Here is a 16,075-nt window from a genome sequence, read left to right on the forward strand (position 1 = left end):
TAAAAGTGGGGTTTTTGCGTTTACAGGCTCATTCTCGACCAAGTCCAGAGTCGGAGAGGAATCTGTCCTTCCATCGGCTTGGTGGGTATCAACACGCTAAAATAGCGCTTCTGCCCAAAGTCCAGGGCGTCTGCAAAACAATCAGGTCCCCATGTTACGTTTAAGCGAAATCAAGCTTCCGCTTGAGCATTCGGAAAGCGAGCTCGAGTCGGCTGTTCGCTCGCGCCTTGCGCTTATTCACGTCCCGTCCGATGGCCTCATCCGCTATACGGTGTTTCGTCGCGCGCATGATGCCCGGAAACGCTCCGACATCAAGCTCACGTATATCGTCGATGTGGAAGTTCTCGACGAAGCGGCCGTCCTTCAACATCTCGACGATCAGCCGCATTGTTCCGTCACACCCGACATGGCTTATAAGTTCGTGGCGAAAGCGCCCGAACAGATGACTTCGCCGAGACCGGTCGTGATTGGCATGGGCCCGTGCGGCTTGTTCGCCGGGCTCATTCTTGCGCAGATGGGATTTCGCCCGATCATCCTCGAACGCGGCAAAGCGGTTCGCGAACGGACCAAGGACACGTGGGGTCTGTGGCGCAAAAACGTATTAAACCCGGAATCGAACGTGCAGTTCGGCGAAGGTGGGGCCGGTACTTTTTCGGACGGCAAGCTATATAGCCAGATCAAAGATCCTAAGCATTACGGGCGCAAAGTTCTCGATGAATTCGTGCTTGCCGGTGCGCCGGAGGACATTCTCTACTTGAGCCGGCCGCATATCGGTACGTTCCGGCTGGTCGGGATGGTCGAGAAAATGCGCGCCACCATTCACCAGCTCGGCGGGGAAGTGCGGTTCGATACTCGAGTCGAAGATATCGAGATTGAAAACGGGAAGGTTCGCGGGCTGACGCTTTCCAATGGCGAGACGCTGCGTTGTGATCATGTCGTGTTGTCGGTGGGACATAGCGCGCGGGACACGTTCGAGATGTTGCATCGCCGGGGCGTGTATATGGAAGCGAAGCCGTTTTCGCTCGGGTTTCGGATCGAACATCCGCAAGGGTTGATCGATCGGAGCCGGTTCGGGAAGTTCGCCGGACACAAGCTGCTGGGTGCGGCTGACTATAAGGTTGTTCATCATTGCAGCAACGGGCGCGCGGTTTATAGCTTTTGCATGTGTCCGGGCGGGACCGTAGTGGCCGCGACGTCGGAGCCGGGCCGGGTCGTCACAAACGGCATGAGCCAGTATTCGCGAAATGAGCGAAATGCGAACGCCGGGATCGTCGTTGGGATCACGCCGGAGGATTTTCCGGGCGGTCCCCTGGCTGGCATAGCGTTTCAGCGGCAATGGGAAGAACGGGCGTTCGAGCTTGGCGGCGGCGATTATTCGGCGCCGGCGCAATTGGTCGGCGATTTCATCGCGCGTCGGGCATCGACCGAACTTGGTTCAGTCGAGCCATCGTATAAACCGGGTGTGCGCATGACCGATTTGAGCAGCGCATTGCCTGATTACGTGGTCGAGGCTATTCGCGAAGCGCTGCCTCAGATCGATAAAAAAATCCCTGGCTTCGCCATGCACGACGCCGTGCTGACCGGCGTGGAGACGCGTACGTCATCGCCCATACGCGTGCGCCGGAAGGACAATTATCAAAGCATGAATGTCGATGGGCTGTACCCTGCGGGCGAAGGCGCAGGCTACGCCGGCGGCATTTATTCGGCGGCGATCGATGGGATCGAAGTGGCCGAAGCGCTCGCGTTGGACATGATGGCGAAGTAGATCAGTGCAGCGCGGCTAGCAGCCGTTTCTGTTCGATCTCCAAACCCAGTTCGCGTGCGAGATCGATCACCGGTTTGAATCGGCGTTGTTTCTTCTCCGCGTGATTTCGCGCGATGTCCGCTAACCGATGATCGAGGAAAGGATTCTCGAAGCGATTGCGGACATCGACGAGATAGGCGCGCGCGGCATCGTGCTTGCCTAATGCGTCGAAGACGGGCAGCACTTCATCCTGCCACACCGACTCCAGCGTCTCGCGCCATGCGTTGTTGCGCATTGCATCCAGGACATTCGCGCAGGCAGATTGATCGGCGAGCCAGAGTTCGGCGAGCATCGTGTGCCCAAGATTCAGCAGCAAAAGCTTGAGGCGCTCGTAGTGAGCGAGGTCATCGGTGACGACGATGTCTTCGTGCTCGCACGGCAAGACCATGTTCGCCTGGCGCTCGATGGCCCAGAGCGCATAAGGCTCGGCTATTGCGCCCACCGGATGAATCGGCTCCGAGACAATCCGGTCGACAAGCGAATTCACCCAGACGCAATCGTGTTGAAGATAACGAATGAACGCGTCGTCTGCGTGCCATTGATTCGCGATGCTGAGGACCGCGTCTCGCAAGGTATCGCCATTGTGCGAAACCAGTTCGCATGGCAGCAACGTGATCGGTTCGGCCCCGGCGATAAACCTGTCATGCAGCAACGCAGCAAGTTTCGCTGGAAATCCACGCGGTACGGAGGGGCTTTCGAATCCTTGGGCGATGTCCTCATCGAAGGAAACGTATCCCGTGTCACCCGTGTTCGATACGACGACCTTCACGTCATGCCGGATGCATTCACGAAGCGTCGGCCAGTCATCTGCGGCGTTCAAGGCTTCGGTGATCGCGTCGCATTGCACGGTTTCATCGATGGTCGCATTGCCTTTTCTGCCGCGGATTCTCACGGGATAGGCACTCGAGGCACGCAACGCATCGATCCGCGCCCGGCTTTCAGCGCTCTCCGTTGTTTGCACGACGGTAATGCGGCCAAGCGCCTTCGAAGGATCGTGCCGCAAGGCTTGCGCTATGAAAAAATCCACGTGCGCCTGAAGGAACCGGCTCGTGCCGAATTGCAGAATGGGATTGCTCATTGATGCGCTCAACACTCGACCAGCGCCTTGATCACGCCAGCCGATGGATCCAGCAGCTTCGAAAACTCATGCGGCAAGTTGCCGAGTTGCAGCGTGTGCGTGTTGAGCGCGGCTGTTGGAATCAGGCCGGCGCGCATCGCGGTGAGGACGGTTTCGAAGTCGTCGGGCGTGGCGTTGCGGCTCGCGAGCAACGTGGTCTCGCGCTTGTGGAATTCAGGATCGGCGAATGAAATGCGATCGCGAACAATCGATATCAACACGTACTTGCCGCCATGCGCAACGAACTCCAGGCCGCGTTCCATGGCTTTGACGTTGCCGGTGGCATCGAAGACGATATCGAAGAACTCGTGGTCCGTGAGTTCGGCGAGTTGAGTGGCGTCGGTCGCGGCGTCGGTGGTATCGAGGCGCACGATGTGATCAGCGTTCAGTTGCGTCTCGCAGAACTTCAGGCGATCTTCCCGGCTATCGAGCACGGTCACTTCTGCGCCGCGCAACTTGGCGAAAATCATCGCCGCCATGCCGATGGGACCCGCGCCCACCACGAGCGCGCGCTGCTTCGGCTGCACGTCGGCGCGTGCGACGGCGTGCGCGCCGATCGCGAGGAATTCGATCATCGCGGCTTGATCGAGTGTGACGCCATCGGCTTTGAACACGAAGGCTTGCGGCACGGCCAGTTGCTCGACCAGACCGCCGTCGGTATGCACGCCCAGGACGCGAATGTTCATGCAGCAATTCGGTTTCTTCGCGCGGCACGCAATGCATTTTCCGCACGCGAGGTAAGGCATCACGTAGACCTGATCGCCTTTCGCGACGCGCGCGCCCGACGGCGCCGATTCGACAATTCCCGACAATTCATGTCCCATCACGCGCGGATAGGCGAGAAACGGTTGGTTTCCGGTAAAGATGTGCAGGTCCGTGCCGCACACGCCGACGCGTTTGATGCGAATCAGGACGTCGTCGGGTCCGGCTTCCGGAGACGGCCGATCGATCAGGACAAGGGAGCCGGGTTGTTCGCAGATGACAGTTTTCATGTGATTGATTGTTTTGGCCTTACCAGAGTGCATGTTAGTTTCGTAAAAGACAACTGGTCAAGCCAATTTGCCGTCAATGCGGGTTTGGCCTGACCATTGCCGTCGGCGAATGTTTAGAATTCACGCGTTCAGCCGGCGAAAACCGGCGGGTGATACTGCAGAAAAGGAAACCTTGTGGCTGGCAAACCCATCGAAACGCGTCGTCTCTACCTCCAGATCGCCGACAAACTGCGCGCGCTCATCGACGAAAAGGGTTTCGCGCCGAACGGCCGCTTGCCGTCCGAGCGCGAACTGGCGTTGATGCTCGGCGTGTCGCGTCCATCCGTGCGCGAGGCGCTCGTGGCGCTGGAACTGGAAGGGCGTGTCGAGATCCGGATGGGATCGGGCGTCTATATTTGCGCGACGCCGGCGCCGGGTTCCCGTCCGGCCTTGCTTGCCGGTACAGAACTCGGCGAAAGCCCGCTGGAAATCATGACGGCGCGCATGGTGATCGAAGGCGCGATTGCCGCGAGCGTCGCGGCATTCGCCAAGCCCAAGGCGCTCAGGGCGTTGCGCGACATCTACGAGGACATGGCAAGGCAAGTCGCGCATGGCCAGATTCCGCTTGCAGCGGATCGCGCGTTCCACATGGCCGTGGCGCAAATGTCGGGAAATGACGTGCTGGTACGTACCGTTGCAGGTCTCTTCGATGAACGGCATAGCCCGTTGTCATCAACGTTGCGTGGGCATTTCGAGGGGGATGAAACGTGGGCAGACGCGCTGAGCGAGCATAAGGAAATACTCGACGCGCTTGAAGCGCGCGATGCGATCCAGGCCCAGGCTGCCATGCAGCGCCATCTGAAAGCGTCTTACGAGCGGCTGATGACACGCCGCAAGCATTGAGAGTTTGCTTCAAGCCAGTCGAGGCAAAGGTCGAACTGGCCGCAGGGACATCGCTACATGCACGCTCAGCCCGGGTAAGCCTCGTCGACTTTCAGCCCGGCGAGCTTGAAGATCACGCGCAACGTCTGCGGCGCGATCTCGCGACGCGAAGCGAGCGTCGTCAGTACAAAATCCATGACCTTGGCGTACTTGAGCATCGTCAAGCACGTTTCCATGTCGGTGGTTCCGTCGCGCATGGCTTCTGCAAGCCGAAGCATTTCGCCGGAAATTTCTCGAGCCATCTCCAGTTCCAGTTGTTGCTTTTCGCTCCATTCCGGCAATGCGGTGAGCTTGGCGAGCATTTCTTGAAACTGCCGTTCGGCTTTACTGTCTCGGATTGGGTCCATTGCCGTCCTCATTTCGTTCGCGTGTTCCTCAGGGAACGCGCCTTGTGTGCGTGGGTGCTACGTAACAGGCAGCGCGTGGTTACGAGACTCGGTACATCTCACCGGTCATCGGTTAATCGCGCTCGCCCTTGGCTACAGGCTTGTTGTTCGATTTGTTTCGCGGCTTCATGCCGCCGTTGCGTCTATCCGTCCCGTGGTTGTCCCGTTCTAAATGCACGAAATGTTCCATCTGAAACCGGTGAGCTTCGACCGAGTGATGACGACAATCGAACGCTTACCAATTCCTGACGCTGCGTTGTGCGGGAGCGTCTTTGCGCTTTTGGGTAAACTTGCGCATTTGCACCGATACATCCAGCGGTTAGCGCACACTTCGCGCTAAATCCCTCCGCAAAAAATCCCTACGGTATCCAGACGATGGCCAAGAAGTCCCGGGCGTTGAACGCGCCCAATGCATCATCGGATTCGTCCGACCAAAAACCGGAGGCCAGCTCGACGGGCGACAAGCACGACATTCGTCCCGGGCAATCCATCGAGCTTTTGAAGGAACTGCATATCCTTACCCGCGACGGCAAGATGAATCAAGACAGCCGCCGCAAGCTGAAACAGGTCTATCACCTGTTTCAGTTCATCGAGCCCTTGCTTGCGGAAATTCATGCAAAGCAGGGTTCGGTGACGCTGGTTGATCATGGTGCAGGCAAGTCTTACCTTGGCTTCATTCTCTACGATCTCTACTTCAAAGCTCTGCGCGATCGGTCACATATCTATGGAATTGAGACGCGCCCTGAACTGGTTGAAAAGTCGGAGGAATTGGCCGCGCGTTTGGGCTTCGAGGGGATGTCGTTTCTCAATTTGTCGGTGGCTGAATCGACCACGTCAGACCGGTTGCCGGAAACGGTGGATGTCGTCACGGCTTTGCATGCATGCAATACCGCAACCGACGACGCCATTCATTTCGCCCTGGAGAAAAAGGCGAAAACCATCGTGGTCGTGCCGTGTTGCCAGGCAGAAGTAGCCGCTGTTCTACGCAAGAACAAAGGCCATTCGTTATCGAAGAATGTGTTGACGGAAATGTGGCGGCATCCGCTGCATACGCGCGAGTTCGGCAGCCAGATCACGAACGTCTTGCGATGCCTGCAACTGGAGTCGCATGGTTATCAGGTCAGCGTGACGGAGCTCGTCGGCTGGGAGCATTCGATGAAAAACGAATTGATCATCGCGCAATTCAAGGACTTACCGCGCGGAAAACCCGCGCAACGTCTGTCCGATGTCCTCGAAACGCTCGGTCTGGAGGAGATGCGTGAGCGCTTCTTTACGGCTTGAGATCGATGTCGCGTTTCATCTGTTCTTGCCAGCCGGCTTGCCCTAAACGGCGCAACGTCGACATGTTCCGCTCGTAGATATCGGCGGCGTCGGGGAAGGCATCCACGGCGCGTTCTATGCTCGCTTCGCGCAGCAAATGGAAGATCGGATAGGGCGCGCGGTTCGTGAAATTTTCGATGTCGTCGGGACTGGCGTCATCGAACTGATAGTCGGGGTGGAAACTCGCGATTTGCAGTTCGCCTTCGAGCTTGAGTTGCTTGAGCAGCGTATCGGCGAAATGAAGTGCGTCGTTGTACTCAGCGAAATCGCCCAGGGTGTAAGGAACGATCAGCAAGGTGGTGTCGGTTTCTTCGGGGTCTGAATCGGCGAGATGCTTGAGCTCGCTTTCCAGATCGGCCAGCACGTCCTCGAACGTACGCGCCTCGCTTACCGCGTAGCGAATCTGTTCTTTCACATACACGGCTTTGGCAAATGGGCACAGGTTCAGCCCGATAACCGCCTGCGTCAGCCAATGCCGCGTTGCATCGATAATTTCTTCGTTCATTTTTCTACCTTGCTTCCAGCGCACGCGCCGCGCACGAGCATCTCCGCAGTCAAGGGCGCGCTGCGCATTGCGCCGCAGCCAGGTCCGAACGTCTGGCTCGATGCATACACGCCCTCGACCAGCAGCGCGAGCGAATCCGCAAGCAACTGGGGATTGGCTGCGCCCGCTCCCTCCGACAACTCCAGCAATCGTCCAATCAAATAAGCCTTGTTGCGCGCAACCGATACCCGCGCCGGATGCTCCCGGTCCGCGAACTCGCACGCCACGTTCACGAACGGACAGCCGCGATAATCTGGCCGCGACGCGCGTTCGACAAGATCCGCGATGCTTTGCACGAGTCCTTTTGCGGGGTCGCCGGGATGCTTCGCGATACTCGCCTCGACGCGTTCCCTGAACCGCTCGTCCATGCGCGTGAGATACGCGACCACGAGATCATCCTTCGATGAAAACTGCCGGTACACGCTCATCTTGTTCACGCCGGCGCGTTCCACGACGGCGTCCACGCTGATTGCGCGAATGCCGTCGCGATAGAAAAGCCGTTCAGCCGCGTCGAGCAGTTGCTCCTGCGCGGTCGCACCGTCCATGTGCCGGCGCACAGGTTTTTTATCGGCGATAGTGTTTCCAGTCGATGCTCGTACCACAGCGATATCCTCTGAATCCGAAGGGATTCTTGACATGTTACCGATCAGTCACTAAGCTCGCAACCTCAATGTGACTGATCGGTAACGTAGAGGCCGATCCGTCACGCGAAAAACGATGAAAAACCGGAGCGAAGCATGAATTGGGCAGCAAGGCGGCTTTCCGGCCGCATGCATTACGCGTGGATATCGGTGGGCGTGGTGTTCCTGGTGCTGCTGGCCGCGGCCGGGACGCGCGCGACGCCGAGCGTCATGATGTTGCCGCTCGAGCAGCAGTTCGGCTGGAGCCGCGCGACGATTTCGCTGGCGATATCGATCAATCTGGCGCTCTACGGGCTGACGGGACCTTTTGCCGCCGCCGCCATGCAGCGTTTCGGCGTTCGGCCGACCGTGCTGGTCGCGCTTGCTACTTTGGCGACGGGCGTGGCGTTGTCGTCGCTGATGACAGCGCCTTGGCAAATGGTCCTCGTCTGGGGCGTGCTTGTGGGTGGCGCGACCGGCGTTGCTGCGATGACGCTGGCGGCAACGGTGGTGAACCGCTGGTTCACCACGCATCGCGGTCTTGCAATGGGCGTTCTCACCGCCAGTTCGGCGACCGGCCAGCTCGTGTTCCTGCCGGTGCTCGCAGCAATCGCCCAGCATTTTGGCTGGCGCCCCGTCGTGCTGGTCGTGGCCGCCGCAGCCGCGATCATGTTGCCGCTGGTTGCATGGTTGCTGCCGGAACGTCCGTCGGACCTCGTATTGCGTCCATTTGGCGAACCCGCCGATGCCCCTCCGCCGGCTCCCGTTGTGCAGAAAAATCCGATCACGCTCGCGTTCGGCACGCTTGGCATGGCAAGCAAGACGCGCGATTTCTGGCTGTTGGCCGGCAGCTTTTTCATTTGCGGCGCGAGCACGAACGGATATATAGGCACGCATCTGATCGCGATGTGCGCCGATCACGGCATGAGCGAAGTGCAGGGCGCGGGTCTTCTTGCTGCCATGGGCATCTTCGATTTGTTCGGCACGACGCTTTCCGGCTGGCTTTCGGACCGTTTCAACGCCCGTGTGCTGCTCTTCTGGTATTACGGCTTGCGCGGTTTGTCGCTGATGTTCTTGCCGCAGGCGTTTGGTATCGATTTCTATGGCTTGCCGATCTTCGCCGTGTTCTACGGCCTCGACTGGGTCGCCACCGTCCCGCCCACGGTCAAGCTCGCCACCGATGTGTACGGGAAGGAATCGGCGCCCATCGTGTTCGGCTGGGTCGTCGCGGCGCATCAGCTTGGCGCGGCGTTCGCGGCGCTCGGCGGCGGCATGCTGCGCGCGAGCCTCGGCACCTATACGGTCGCCACCATGATCTCGGGCAGCCTGTGCATTGTCGCCGCCGTGATGGTCCTGCGGATCAACAAGGCATCGCGGCGGGTGCAGGCAGTCGCAACGTAACGATCCGAAACGGCGGCAGTTTCAGTGCCGCAGCACAGGTTCGCGGCCTTGGTTATCCTATTGCGGCTGCGGCGCGTTTCATTGCGCCGCTCGTACTCACCCACCCGAACCAGGATTGCCCATGACCGAAAAAATCGCGCCTACCGAAGTTGCCATCGACCCATTGCTGGCCGGCCGATGGAGCCCGCGGGCCATATCGAACACGGCTGTGAGCCGCGAGCAGTTGCATAGCGTTCTGGAAGCCGCGCGCTGGGCGCCGTCTTCCTACAACATGCAGCCGTGGCGCTTCGTGGTGTTCGACCGCAACCACGACCAGGCCGCGTTCGATAAAGCCTTCGCCACGCTCGTGCCGTTCAACCAGGGCTGGAACGCCAACGTGCCGGTACTGGTTTGCGTGCTGGCGAAGACGCTGACGGCGAAGGGCGACGTGAACCGCACGGCGCCTTACGACGCTGGCGCGGCTGCATTTTCGTTGGCGCTGCAGGCGCATTCGCTGGGACTGGTTGCACACCAGATGAGCGGTTTCGATACCAACGCGTTCCGCGAGACCTTTTCGCCGCCGGACGACGTCGAAGTCATCGCGATGATCTCGCTCGGTCATCCGGGCGACCCCGCCACCCTCGACGACGCCCTGCGCGAACGTGAACTCGCGCAGCGCGCACGCGTGGCGATCAGCGAAATTGCATTCGATGGCGCCTGGGACAAGGCGTTCAAATAAGCAACGGCGTGTTTCCCTTGGTCCGCAACGGCGAGGGAAACATCAATCTTCCGCCGATGACAACGGCCGCGCCACGTCCTCCAGCGACTTGCGCTCGGCCGACACTCCCCAGATCCCCGCAACGACTGCCGCCAGCAGCATCAACGCAGACCCGATCAGATAGCCCGTGAACACGGCGCCGCGCTGGTGGGTATCGATAAGCCGCCCGAACAGCGCCGGCCCGGCAATGCCGCCCAGCGCCGTCCCAAAGGCATAAAAAATGGCGATGGCCAGCGCGCGGATCTCCAAAGGAAACGTTTCGCTGACGGTGAGGTAGGCCGAACTCGCCGCCGATGACGCGAAGAAGAAGATCACCATCCACGAGATGGTTTGCGTCGTGCTCGTCAACATGCCTTGCTCGAACATGTAGCCGCTGATGGTCAGCAAGATGCCCGACATGCCGTAGGTGAAGGCGATCATCTTGCGGCGGCCGAGGACATCGAAGAGCCGGCCAAGAACGAGCGGCCCGAGGAAATTGCCTGCGGCGAACGGCAACACGTACCAGCCGATGTGGTCTCCCGGCACATGATAGAAATCCGTCAGCACCAGCGCATAGGTGAAAAATATCGCGTTGTAGAAGAAGGCCTGCGCGGTCATCAGCGTCAGGCCCACCAAGGAACGGCGCCGGTGAGAATAAAACAGCGAATGGAAGACTTCGCTCAGCTTCGTGTGGTCGCGGGCATGAAGGCGCAGGGGCTTGACCGGATCGGACGAAAGGGTCACGCCATGCTTGTGAAACTGCGCCTCGATGCCTTCCACGATCTCCTTCGCCTCGTCCACTCGGTTATGCGTGATCAACCACCGCGGACTTTCGGGCACCCACATGCGCATGAAAAGAATCGCGAGCCCAAGAATCGCGCCGATAAGAAAACACGCGCGCCAGCCGTAATCCGGCGGCAGCAAGCCAGGATCGAGCAGCACGATGGACCCAGCCGCGCCCAAAGCCGCGCCGACCCAGAACGTGCCGTTGATCGCGAGATCGGTCCAGCCGCGCACGCGGGCAGGCGTGAACTCCTGAATCGTGGAGTTGATCGCGGTGTATTCGCCGCCTATGCCCGCACCAGTAAGGAAGCGGAACAAGACGAAACTGGCGAGATCCCACGAAAACGCGGTCGCTGCCGTCGCCGCCACGTATAGAAACAACGTGATGAAAAAGAGTTTCCGGCGCCCGAGCCGGTCCGTAAGCCAGCCAAAGCCCAGCGCGCCGACCACCGCGCCGGCAATGTAGGCGCTGCCGGCAATGCCGACATCGGCGTTTGAAAACTGCAGTACATGGCTCGCCTTGAGGGCGCTCGCCACTGCGCCGGCGAGCGTCACTTCCAGCCCGTCCAGCAACCATGTAATGCCGAGCGCCGCCACGATCAGCGTATGAAACCGCCCCCACGGCAATCTGTCGAGCCGCCCAGGAAGATCGGTTTCGATGATCCTGGCGGGCGCTTTGTCATCCTGGTCGAGGTCGGTTGCTGTGGTGGTGTCGTTCATGCATTTCGCCGGGAACGTGGAAAAATCCGGCAAGATGACCGCCGGTAGAGCACTAATTACCGGGTTTTCGAGCAAAAACCGTACCGTCGCCGATGTTTTTGATCGCCGGTTGATGTGCAGCCCGTTACGTGCTAAAAACGCGCTCCACTTTTTGTTTGCGATGCTCGGCGGGGTTCACGCTGCCGTCGCTCACCCCATGACTTATTGCGCGATCGATTTCGGCACGTCGAACTCAGCGGTCGCATTGCCCGACGGGGCATCGATCCGGCTTGCTCCGGTCGAAGGCAACGCCACGACGCTGCCGACCGCTGTCTTTTTCAACACGGACGAGGACGAGCAGGCCTACGGGCGCGCGGCGCTCGAGGCGTATATCGACGGCTTCGACGGCCGTTTGATGCGCTCCATGAAAAGTATTCTCGGCTCGCCGCTCGCCGAGACCAGCACGGATCTCGGCGACGGTTCCGCGATCCGTTATGTCGACGTCATCACGCTGTTCCTCCAGCATCTGAAACAGAAGGCGCAGGCCGTTTCGAGCACGCCGATCACGCGCGCGGTGCTGGGACGGCCGGTATTTTTCGTCGATGACGATCCGCGCGCCGATCAACTCGCCCAAAACCAGTTGCAAGCCGCAGCGCAAGCCATTGGCCTTTCGGACATCCATTTCCAGTACGAACCGATTGCGGCTGCGTTCGATTACGAAGCCAGTCTCACAAAGGAAGCGCTGGTTCTTGTCGCGGATATTGGCGGCGGTACGTCGGACTTTTCGCTCGTGCGCGTCGGGCCGGAGCGTGCGGAAAAGTTGTCGCGTAAAGACGACGTGCTCGCGCATTACGGCGTGCACGTGGCGGGCACTGACTTCGACCGGCGCGTCGAGCTCGCGACCATCCTGCGCGAACTCGGCTACCAGTCCATCGCGCCGGAAGGCCGCGAGGTGCCGAACCGCGTCTATTTCGATCTCGCCACGTGGCACCTGATCAACACCGTCTATGCGCCCAAGCGTGTGGGCGAACTGCAACTGATGCGCCATCTTTACAGCGACCAGCGCCATCACGACCGGTTGATGCGCGTTGTCGATCGGCGGCTTGGCCACGCGCTGGCATCGCACGCGGAAGCCGCGAAGATCGACGTGGCCGCCGGCGGCGAGACGTCCATCGGCATGGAAGAGGTCGAGGAAGCGTTGCGCATCGGTTTTACGGCGCAGCAGCTCGTCGATGCAGGCCTGGAAGAAACGCGCCGGATTGCACAGGCGGCGGAGGAGACCGTGCGTCGCGCGGGCGTTGCGCCAGCCGATGTCAGCGCGGTCTACTTCACGGGCGGTTCCACGGGTCTAAGCTTTCTCTCGCAATCGATATCCAGCGCGTTCCCTACGGCCGAGGCAGTGTTTGGCGATCGTCTGGCGAGCGTTGCAACGGGACTCGGTATTTACGCTCGGCGTTTATTCGGTTGATCGGTATTAATTGCTATTTAGTTTGAGTGGATTTAAAGCTGAATCTCAATAAGCCTTGATAAACCCGTGACGCAAAAAAGAAAAACCCCGCGAATGCGGGGTTTTTCTATTGCTGAACCAAACGGACTAGAACTTAGGCCGGTTTGATGTTTGCAGCTTGTTTACCTTTCGGGCCGGTCTTCACTTCGAAGGTAACCTTCTGGTTTTCCTGAAGCGTCTTGAAGCCTTCCGTGCGAATTTCAGAAAAATGAGCGAACAGATCTTCGCCGCCGCCGTCCGGCGTGATGAAGCCAAAGCCCTTTGCGTCATTGAACCACTTGACGGTACCGGTTTCCATGTTACGTGTTCCTAAAGATGTTGAATAAGGCCGAAGCCCGAATGTGCATGAAAATCAAGGAAGGGGCAATGGGACCAACCGGAGTACCGTAATGGGCGAACTACGAAAGACCAATTCACTCGCCGCTTGAAATCCTGCAAGAAGGTTTATACGGCGAATCAAACTCAAGGTCAAATAATAACCAAGCGGAATTTGGGGTTTTTTGAGATACGATTACCTGAGTACGGGATGCAAGCATCGGACATCGAATGAATATCTTACAAAACTTTCGTTTCTTGATCTTTGTCGGTGCAGCCACAATTCATGCGTGATTAGGAAACCTCATACAACATATTGCGTCGGCAGCCGTTAAACTACGCGCCACGCTGGTGCGGGAAGCTGGATTGAACCGATGAGATTGCGCGAGTTCACATAAACCGTATCGGCCGATTGGAAGTTTGCTGACTCAAGGAGATGGAGTGAAAAGTTCTATACAACGGAACATTGGGCCAGTCGCGTTGCTGCTGACGGGTCTGGGTTCCATCATCGGCTCCGGCTGGTTGTTCGGCGCGTGGAAAGCGGCCAAGATTGCGGGACCGGCCGCTATCGTGGCGTGGGTCATTGGGGCGCTCGTGATACTCGCCATCGCGCTTACCTATGCGGAACTTGGCGCAATGTTCCCTGAGTCTGGCGGAATGGTGCGATACGCACGCTATTCGCATGGCGCGCTGGTCGGGTTCGTAAGCGCGTGGGCGAACTGGATCGCAATTGTTTCGGTCATTCCTATTGAAGCGGAGGCATCGATTCAATACATGAGCACTTGGCCTTATGCCTGGGCGCATGCACTTTATGTTGATGAATCTCTAACGCCAATAGGGTTGGGTTTATCGGCGTTGCTGGTTATTGTTTATTTCTTGTTGAATTATTGGGGCGTCAAATTGTTTGCGCGCGCCAACTCGCTGATTACCGTTTTTAAATTCATCATTCCCGGCGCCACGATTCTCGGGTTGATGCTGACAGGTTTTCACGCAGAGAACTTTGGTACGACGTCGAGTTTTGCGCCATACGGTTGGTCGGCGGTATTAACGGCTGTTGCAACCAGCGGTATTGTATTCAGTTTCAACGGATTTCAAAGTCCCGTTAATCTGGCCGGTGAAGCGCGTAATCCATCGAAGAGCATTCCGTTCGCGGTAATCGGTTCGATCCTGCTTGCTTTGGTCATTTATGTGCTGTTGCAAGTCGCTTATATTGGCGCGGTAAGCCCTGGCGATGTATTGAAGGGCTGGAGTCATTTCAATTTTGCATCGCCTTTTGCGGAACTCGCATTGGCGTTGAATTTGAATTGGCTGGCATTTCTGCTTTACGTCGATGCATTCGTGAGTCCCAGCGGCACGGGCACTACGTATATGGCGACCACCTCCCGCATGATCTATGCAATGGAGCGCAACAACACCTTGCCGAAGTTCCTCGGCAGCGTGCATCCGCTTTACGGCGTGCCGCGTCCGGCGATGTTCTTCAACCTGATCGTCGCGTTCATCTTCATGTTCTTTTTCCGTGGCTGGAGTTCGCTGGCAGCCGTGATTTCGGTGGCCACGGTGATCTCCTACCTGACCGGCCCGGTGAGCCTGATGGCACTGCGTCGGGCGGCCACTGATCTGCATCGGCCGTTGACGATTCCGGGCATGGCCATCATTGCGCCGTTCGCATTCGTGTGTGCTTCGGAAGTGCTGTACTGGGCCAAATGGCCGCTGACCGGTGAAATCATCGTGTTGATGGTCGTTGCGTTACCGGTTTATTTCTACTATCAGGCTAAAACCGGCTTCGATTCGTGGGGAAATGACCTGAAGGCGTCGTGGTGGCTGGTCGCTTATTTGCCTTCGATGGCCGTTTTGTCGCTGATCGGCAGCAAGGAATTCGGCGGCCGCGGATTATTGCCGTACGGATGGGATATGGCGCTGGTTGCTGTGTTAGCGCTCGCGTTTTATTACTGGGGCGTGCAAACCGGCTACAGGACGCAATATCTCGAAGAACGCGAAATCCACGATGACAATCTGGAAGGCATTGGTCATTGAAAATGATGCGTTGAATCCGCCGGAAATCAAAAAACCCGCCCGAAGTCTCGGCGGGTTTTTTATTTCTGCGGCAAGTTGACGGATTTCGTGTAAATCAGGTGCTGCTGAAAACGTAATTCGTCATCGCCAGCGTTTTCTGGAATGTACCGAGCGACTGAATATCGAGCTCGAAATCATCTCCCGCTGCCCCCAACGCGCCAAAAATAGGCAGCAGATGTTCATCGGTTGGATGCATGAGGACTGCATGCGGCGCCTGTTTCCGATAATCCAGCAACGCGGCAATATCCCGTTTTGCCATCTTGTCTTCGAACCAGTTTGTGAATTCGGTCACGCGCGGATCGCCGTCTTCCGGCCGCGCGCCGAAATCGGCCGTGCGCAGGTTATGCGTGATCTGGCCCGAGCCCACGATCATCACGCCATCGTTGCGCAGCGTCTGCAGCGCCCGGCCTACGTGGTAGTGATGGGCGGGATCGAGACGCGGTTGTATCGATAATTGTGCGACAGGAATCGCGGCGTCCGGGTACATCAGCAACAGCGGCACCCAGGCGCCGTGATCCAGCCCGTGCTCCGTGATCGCCGACGCTATGCCGGCTTGCGTCAGAAGCGAGGCGGCATGTTTCCCAAGTTCAGGGGCACCGGGCGCACGGTAGTGAATTTCGTACAACGCACGCGGAAAACCATAAAAATCATGGATGGTTTCCGGTTGCTCGGCAATGCTCGCGACCGGCTGCGCCGTGCCCCAGTGGGCGGAGAGCATGAGGATCGACTTCGGTCGGTCGAAGCGGGTAGCGAACGAGGCGAACTCGGCCGATGGCATCGAAGGATCGATGGGCAGCGTGGGCGCGCCGTGCGAAATAAAAATGGTGGGAAGGCGGGACATGGCAGCAAGCCTCTGA

At 58.6% G+C, this 16,075-nt stretch carries 15 protein-coding genes; 7 read left to right on the top strand and 8 right to left on the bottom strand.

The genetic code is table 11. From position 1 onward, the window contains the following. The first annotated feature begins 151 nt into the window (after positions 1-151). Entirely contained in the window at positions 152-1,765 is a 1,614-nt protein-coding gene (locus tag HB633_RS29580) for an NAD(P)/FAD-dependent oxidoreductase (RefSeq protein ID WP_213781678.1), read from the top strand. A 1-nt stretch (position 1,766) separates the two neighbouring features. On the opposite strand, the gene HB633_RS29585 is transcribed toward HB633_RS29580, so the two are convergent. Continuing rightward, entirely contained in the window at positions 1,767-2,882 is a 1,116-nt protein-coding gene (locus HB633_RS29585) for a mannitol dehydrogenase family protein (protein WP_213781679.1), read from the bottom strand. An 8-nt stretch (positions 2,883-2,890) separates the two neighbouring features. Next, positions 2,891-3,913 carry a zinc-binding alcohol dehydrogenase family protein gene (locus tag HB633_RS29590; RefSeq protein ID WP_213781680.1) on the bottom strand — a complete coding sequence of 341 codons (1,023 nt, stop codon included), beginning with the start codon at positions 3,911-3,913 and terminating at the stop codon, positions 2,891-2,893. Positions 3,914-4,087: 174 nt separating this feature from the next. Between HB633_RS29590 and HB633_RS29595 the strand changes: the two genes are divergently transcribed. Further along, positions 4,088-4,795, top strand: a complete 708-nt coding sequence (locus tag HB633_RS29595; RefSeq protein ID WP_213781681.1) for an FCD domain-containing protein — start codon at positions 4,088-4,090, stop codon at positions 4,793-4,795. Positions 4,796-4,860: 65 nt separating this feature from the next. On the opposite strand, the gene HB633_RS29600 is transcribed toward HB633_RS29595, so the two are convergent. Continuing rightward, entirely contained in the window at positions 4,861-5,181 is a 321-nt protein-coding gene (locus HB633_RS29600; protein WP_213781682.1) for a DNA-binding protein, read from the bottom strand. 414 nt (positions 5,182-5,595) lie between these two features. Between HB633_RS29600 and HB633_RS29605 the strand changes: the two genes are divergently transcribed. Next, positions 5,596-6,501 (top strand): SAM-dependent methyltransferase, encoded by a 906-nt coding sequence (locus HB633_RS29605; protein WP_255581282.1) that lies wholly within the window; start codon positions 5,596-5,598, stop codon positions 6,499-6,501. Here HB633_RS29605 and HB633_RS29610 read toward each other — a convergent pair. Further along, positions 6,491-7,045: a DUF1415 domain-containing protein gene (locus tag HB633_RS29610; protein WP_213781683.1), complete on the bottom strand. Its 555-nt coding sequence runs from the start codon at positions 7,043-7,045 to the stop codon at positions 6,491-6,493. The genes HB633_RS29605 and HB633_RS29610 overlap by 11 nt on opposite strands. Next, positions 7,042-7,629 (bottom strand): TetR/AcrR family transcriptional regulator, encoded by a 588-nt coding sequence (locus HB633_RS29615; RefSeq protein WP_213781723.1) that lies wholly within the window; start codon positions 7,627-7,629, stop codon positions 7,042-7,044. Before HB633_RS29615 ends, HB633_RS29610 begins: the two co-directional genes overlap by 4 nt. Before the next feature lie 192 nt (positions 7,630-7,821). On the opposite strand from HB633_RS29615, the gene HB633_RS29620 reads away from it, so the two are divergent. Then, entirely contained in the window at positions 7,822-9,105 is a 1,284-nt protein-coding gene (locus HB633_RS29620) for an MFS transporter (protein ID WP_213781684.1), read from the top strand. Positions 9,106-9,226: 121 nt separating this feature from the next. Continuing rightward, a complete protein-coding gene (locus HB633_RS29625; RefSeq protein WP_213781685.1) occupies positions 9,227-9,823 on the top strand; it encodes a nitroreductase family protein in 597 nt (198 codons plus the stop codon). 42 nt (positions 9,824-9,865) lie between these two features. Here HB633_RS29625 and HB633_RS29630 read toward each other — a convergent pair whose 3' ends face one another. After that, the gene (locus HB633_RS29630) at positions 9,866-11,344 is read right to left on the bottom strand and encodes an MFS transporter (protein WP_213781686.1); all 1,479 of its coding nucleotides are present in this window, start codon (positions 11,342-11,344) and stop codon (positions 9,866-9,868) included. A gap of 196 nt (positions 11,345-11,540) precedes the next feature. Here HB633_RS29630 and HB633_RS29635 point away from each other — a divergent pair, with 196 nt between their 5' ends. Then, entirely contained in the window at positions 11,541-12,791 is a 1,251-nt protein-coding gene (locus HB633_RS29635) for an Hsp70 family protein (RefSeq protein ID WP_213781687.1), read from the top strand. A gap of 133 nt (positions 12,792-12,924) precedes the next feature. On the opposite strand, the gene HB633_RS29640 is transcribed toward HB633_RS29635, so the two are convergent. Beyond that, positions 12,925-13,128: a cold-shock protein gene (locus HB633_RS29640; RefSeq protein ID WP_060858913.1), complete on the bottom strand. Its 204-nt coding sequence runs from the start codon at positions 13,126-13,128 to the stop codon at positions 12,925-12,927. Between the two features lie 458 nt (positions 13,129-13,586). Here HB633_RS29640 and HB633_RS29645 point away from each other — a divergent pair, with 458 nt between their 5' ends. Continuing rightward, the gene (locus HB633_RS29645; RefSeq protein WP_213781688.1) at positions 13,587-15,179 is read left to right on the top strand and encodes an amino acid permease; all 1,593 of its coding nucleotides are present in this window, start codon (positions 13,587-13,589) and stop codon (positions 15,177-15,179) included. Positions 15,180-15,273: 94 nt separating this feature from the next. Here the strand turns inward: HB633_RS29645 and HB633_RS29650 are convergent, their stop codons facing one another. Continuing rightward, entirely contained in the window at positions 15,274-16,059 is a 786-nt protein-coding gene (locus HB633_RS29650) for a class III extradiol ring-cleavage dioxygenase (RefSeq protein ID WP_213781689.1), read from the bottom strand. Positions 16,060-16,075 lie beyond the last annotated feature (16 nt).

Origin of the sequence: Caballeronia sp. dw_276 (genome assembly GCF_018449635.1) — a bacterium.
Classification (GTDB): domain Bacteria; phylum Pseudomonadota; class Gammaproteobacteria; order Burkholderiales; family Burkholderiaceae; genus Caballeronia.

Bases quoted from the DNA above. Each gene is read 5' to 3' on its own strand.
- HB633_RS29580 (WP_213781678.1), top strand. From the start codon at position 152: ATGTTACGTTTAAGCGAAATCAAGCTTCCGCTTGAGCATTCGGAAAGC.
- HB633_RS29585 (WP_213781679.1), bottom strand. From the start codon at position 2,882: ATGAGCAATCCCATTCTGCAATTCGGCACGAGCCGGTTCCTTCAGGCG.
- HB633_RS29590 (WP_213781680.1), bottom strand. From the start codon at position 3,913: ATGAAAACTGTCATCTGCGAACAACCCGGCTCCCTTGTCCTGATCGAT.
- HB633_RS29600 (WP_213781682.1), bottom strand. From the start codon at position 5,181: ATGGACCCAATCCGAGACAGTAAAGCCGAACGGCAGTTTCAAGAAATG.
- HB633_RS29605 (WP_255581282.1), top strand. From the start codon at position 5,596: ATGGCCAAGAAGTCCCGGGCGTTGAACGCGCCCAATGCATCATCGGAT.
- HB633_RS29610 (WP_213781683.1), bottom strand. From the start codon at position 7,045: ATGAACGAAGAAATTATCGATGCAACGCGGCATTGGCTGACGCAGGCG.
- HB633_RS29615 (WP_213781723.1), bottom strand. From the start codon at position 7,629: ATGGACGGTGCGACCGCGCAGGAGCAACTGCTCGACGCGGCTGAACGG.
- HB633_RS29620 (WP_213781684.1), top strand. From the start codon at position 7,822: ATGAATTGGGCAGCAAGGCGGCTTTCCGGCCGCATGCATTACGCGTGG.
- HB633_RS29625 (WP_213781685.1), top strand. From the start codon at position 9,227: ATGACCGAAAAAATCGCGCCTACCGAAGTTGCCATCGACCCATTGCTG.
- HB633_RS29630 (WP_213781686.1), bottom strand. From the start codon at position 11,344: ATGAACGACACCACCACAGCAACCGACCTCGACCAGGATGACAAAGCG.
- HB633_RS29635 (WP_213781687.1), top strand. From the start codon at position 11,541: ATGACTTATTGCGCGATCGATTTCGGCACGTCGAACTCAGCGGTCGCA.
- HB633_RS29640 (WP_060858913.1), bottom strand. From the start codon at position 13,128: ATGGAAACCGGTACCGTCAAGTGGTTCAATGACGCAAAGGGCTTTGGC.
- HB633_RS29650 (WP_213781689.1), bottom strand. From the start codon at position 16,059: ATGTCCCGCCTTCCCACCATTTTTATTTCGCACGGCGCGCCCACGCTG.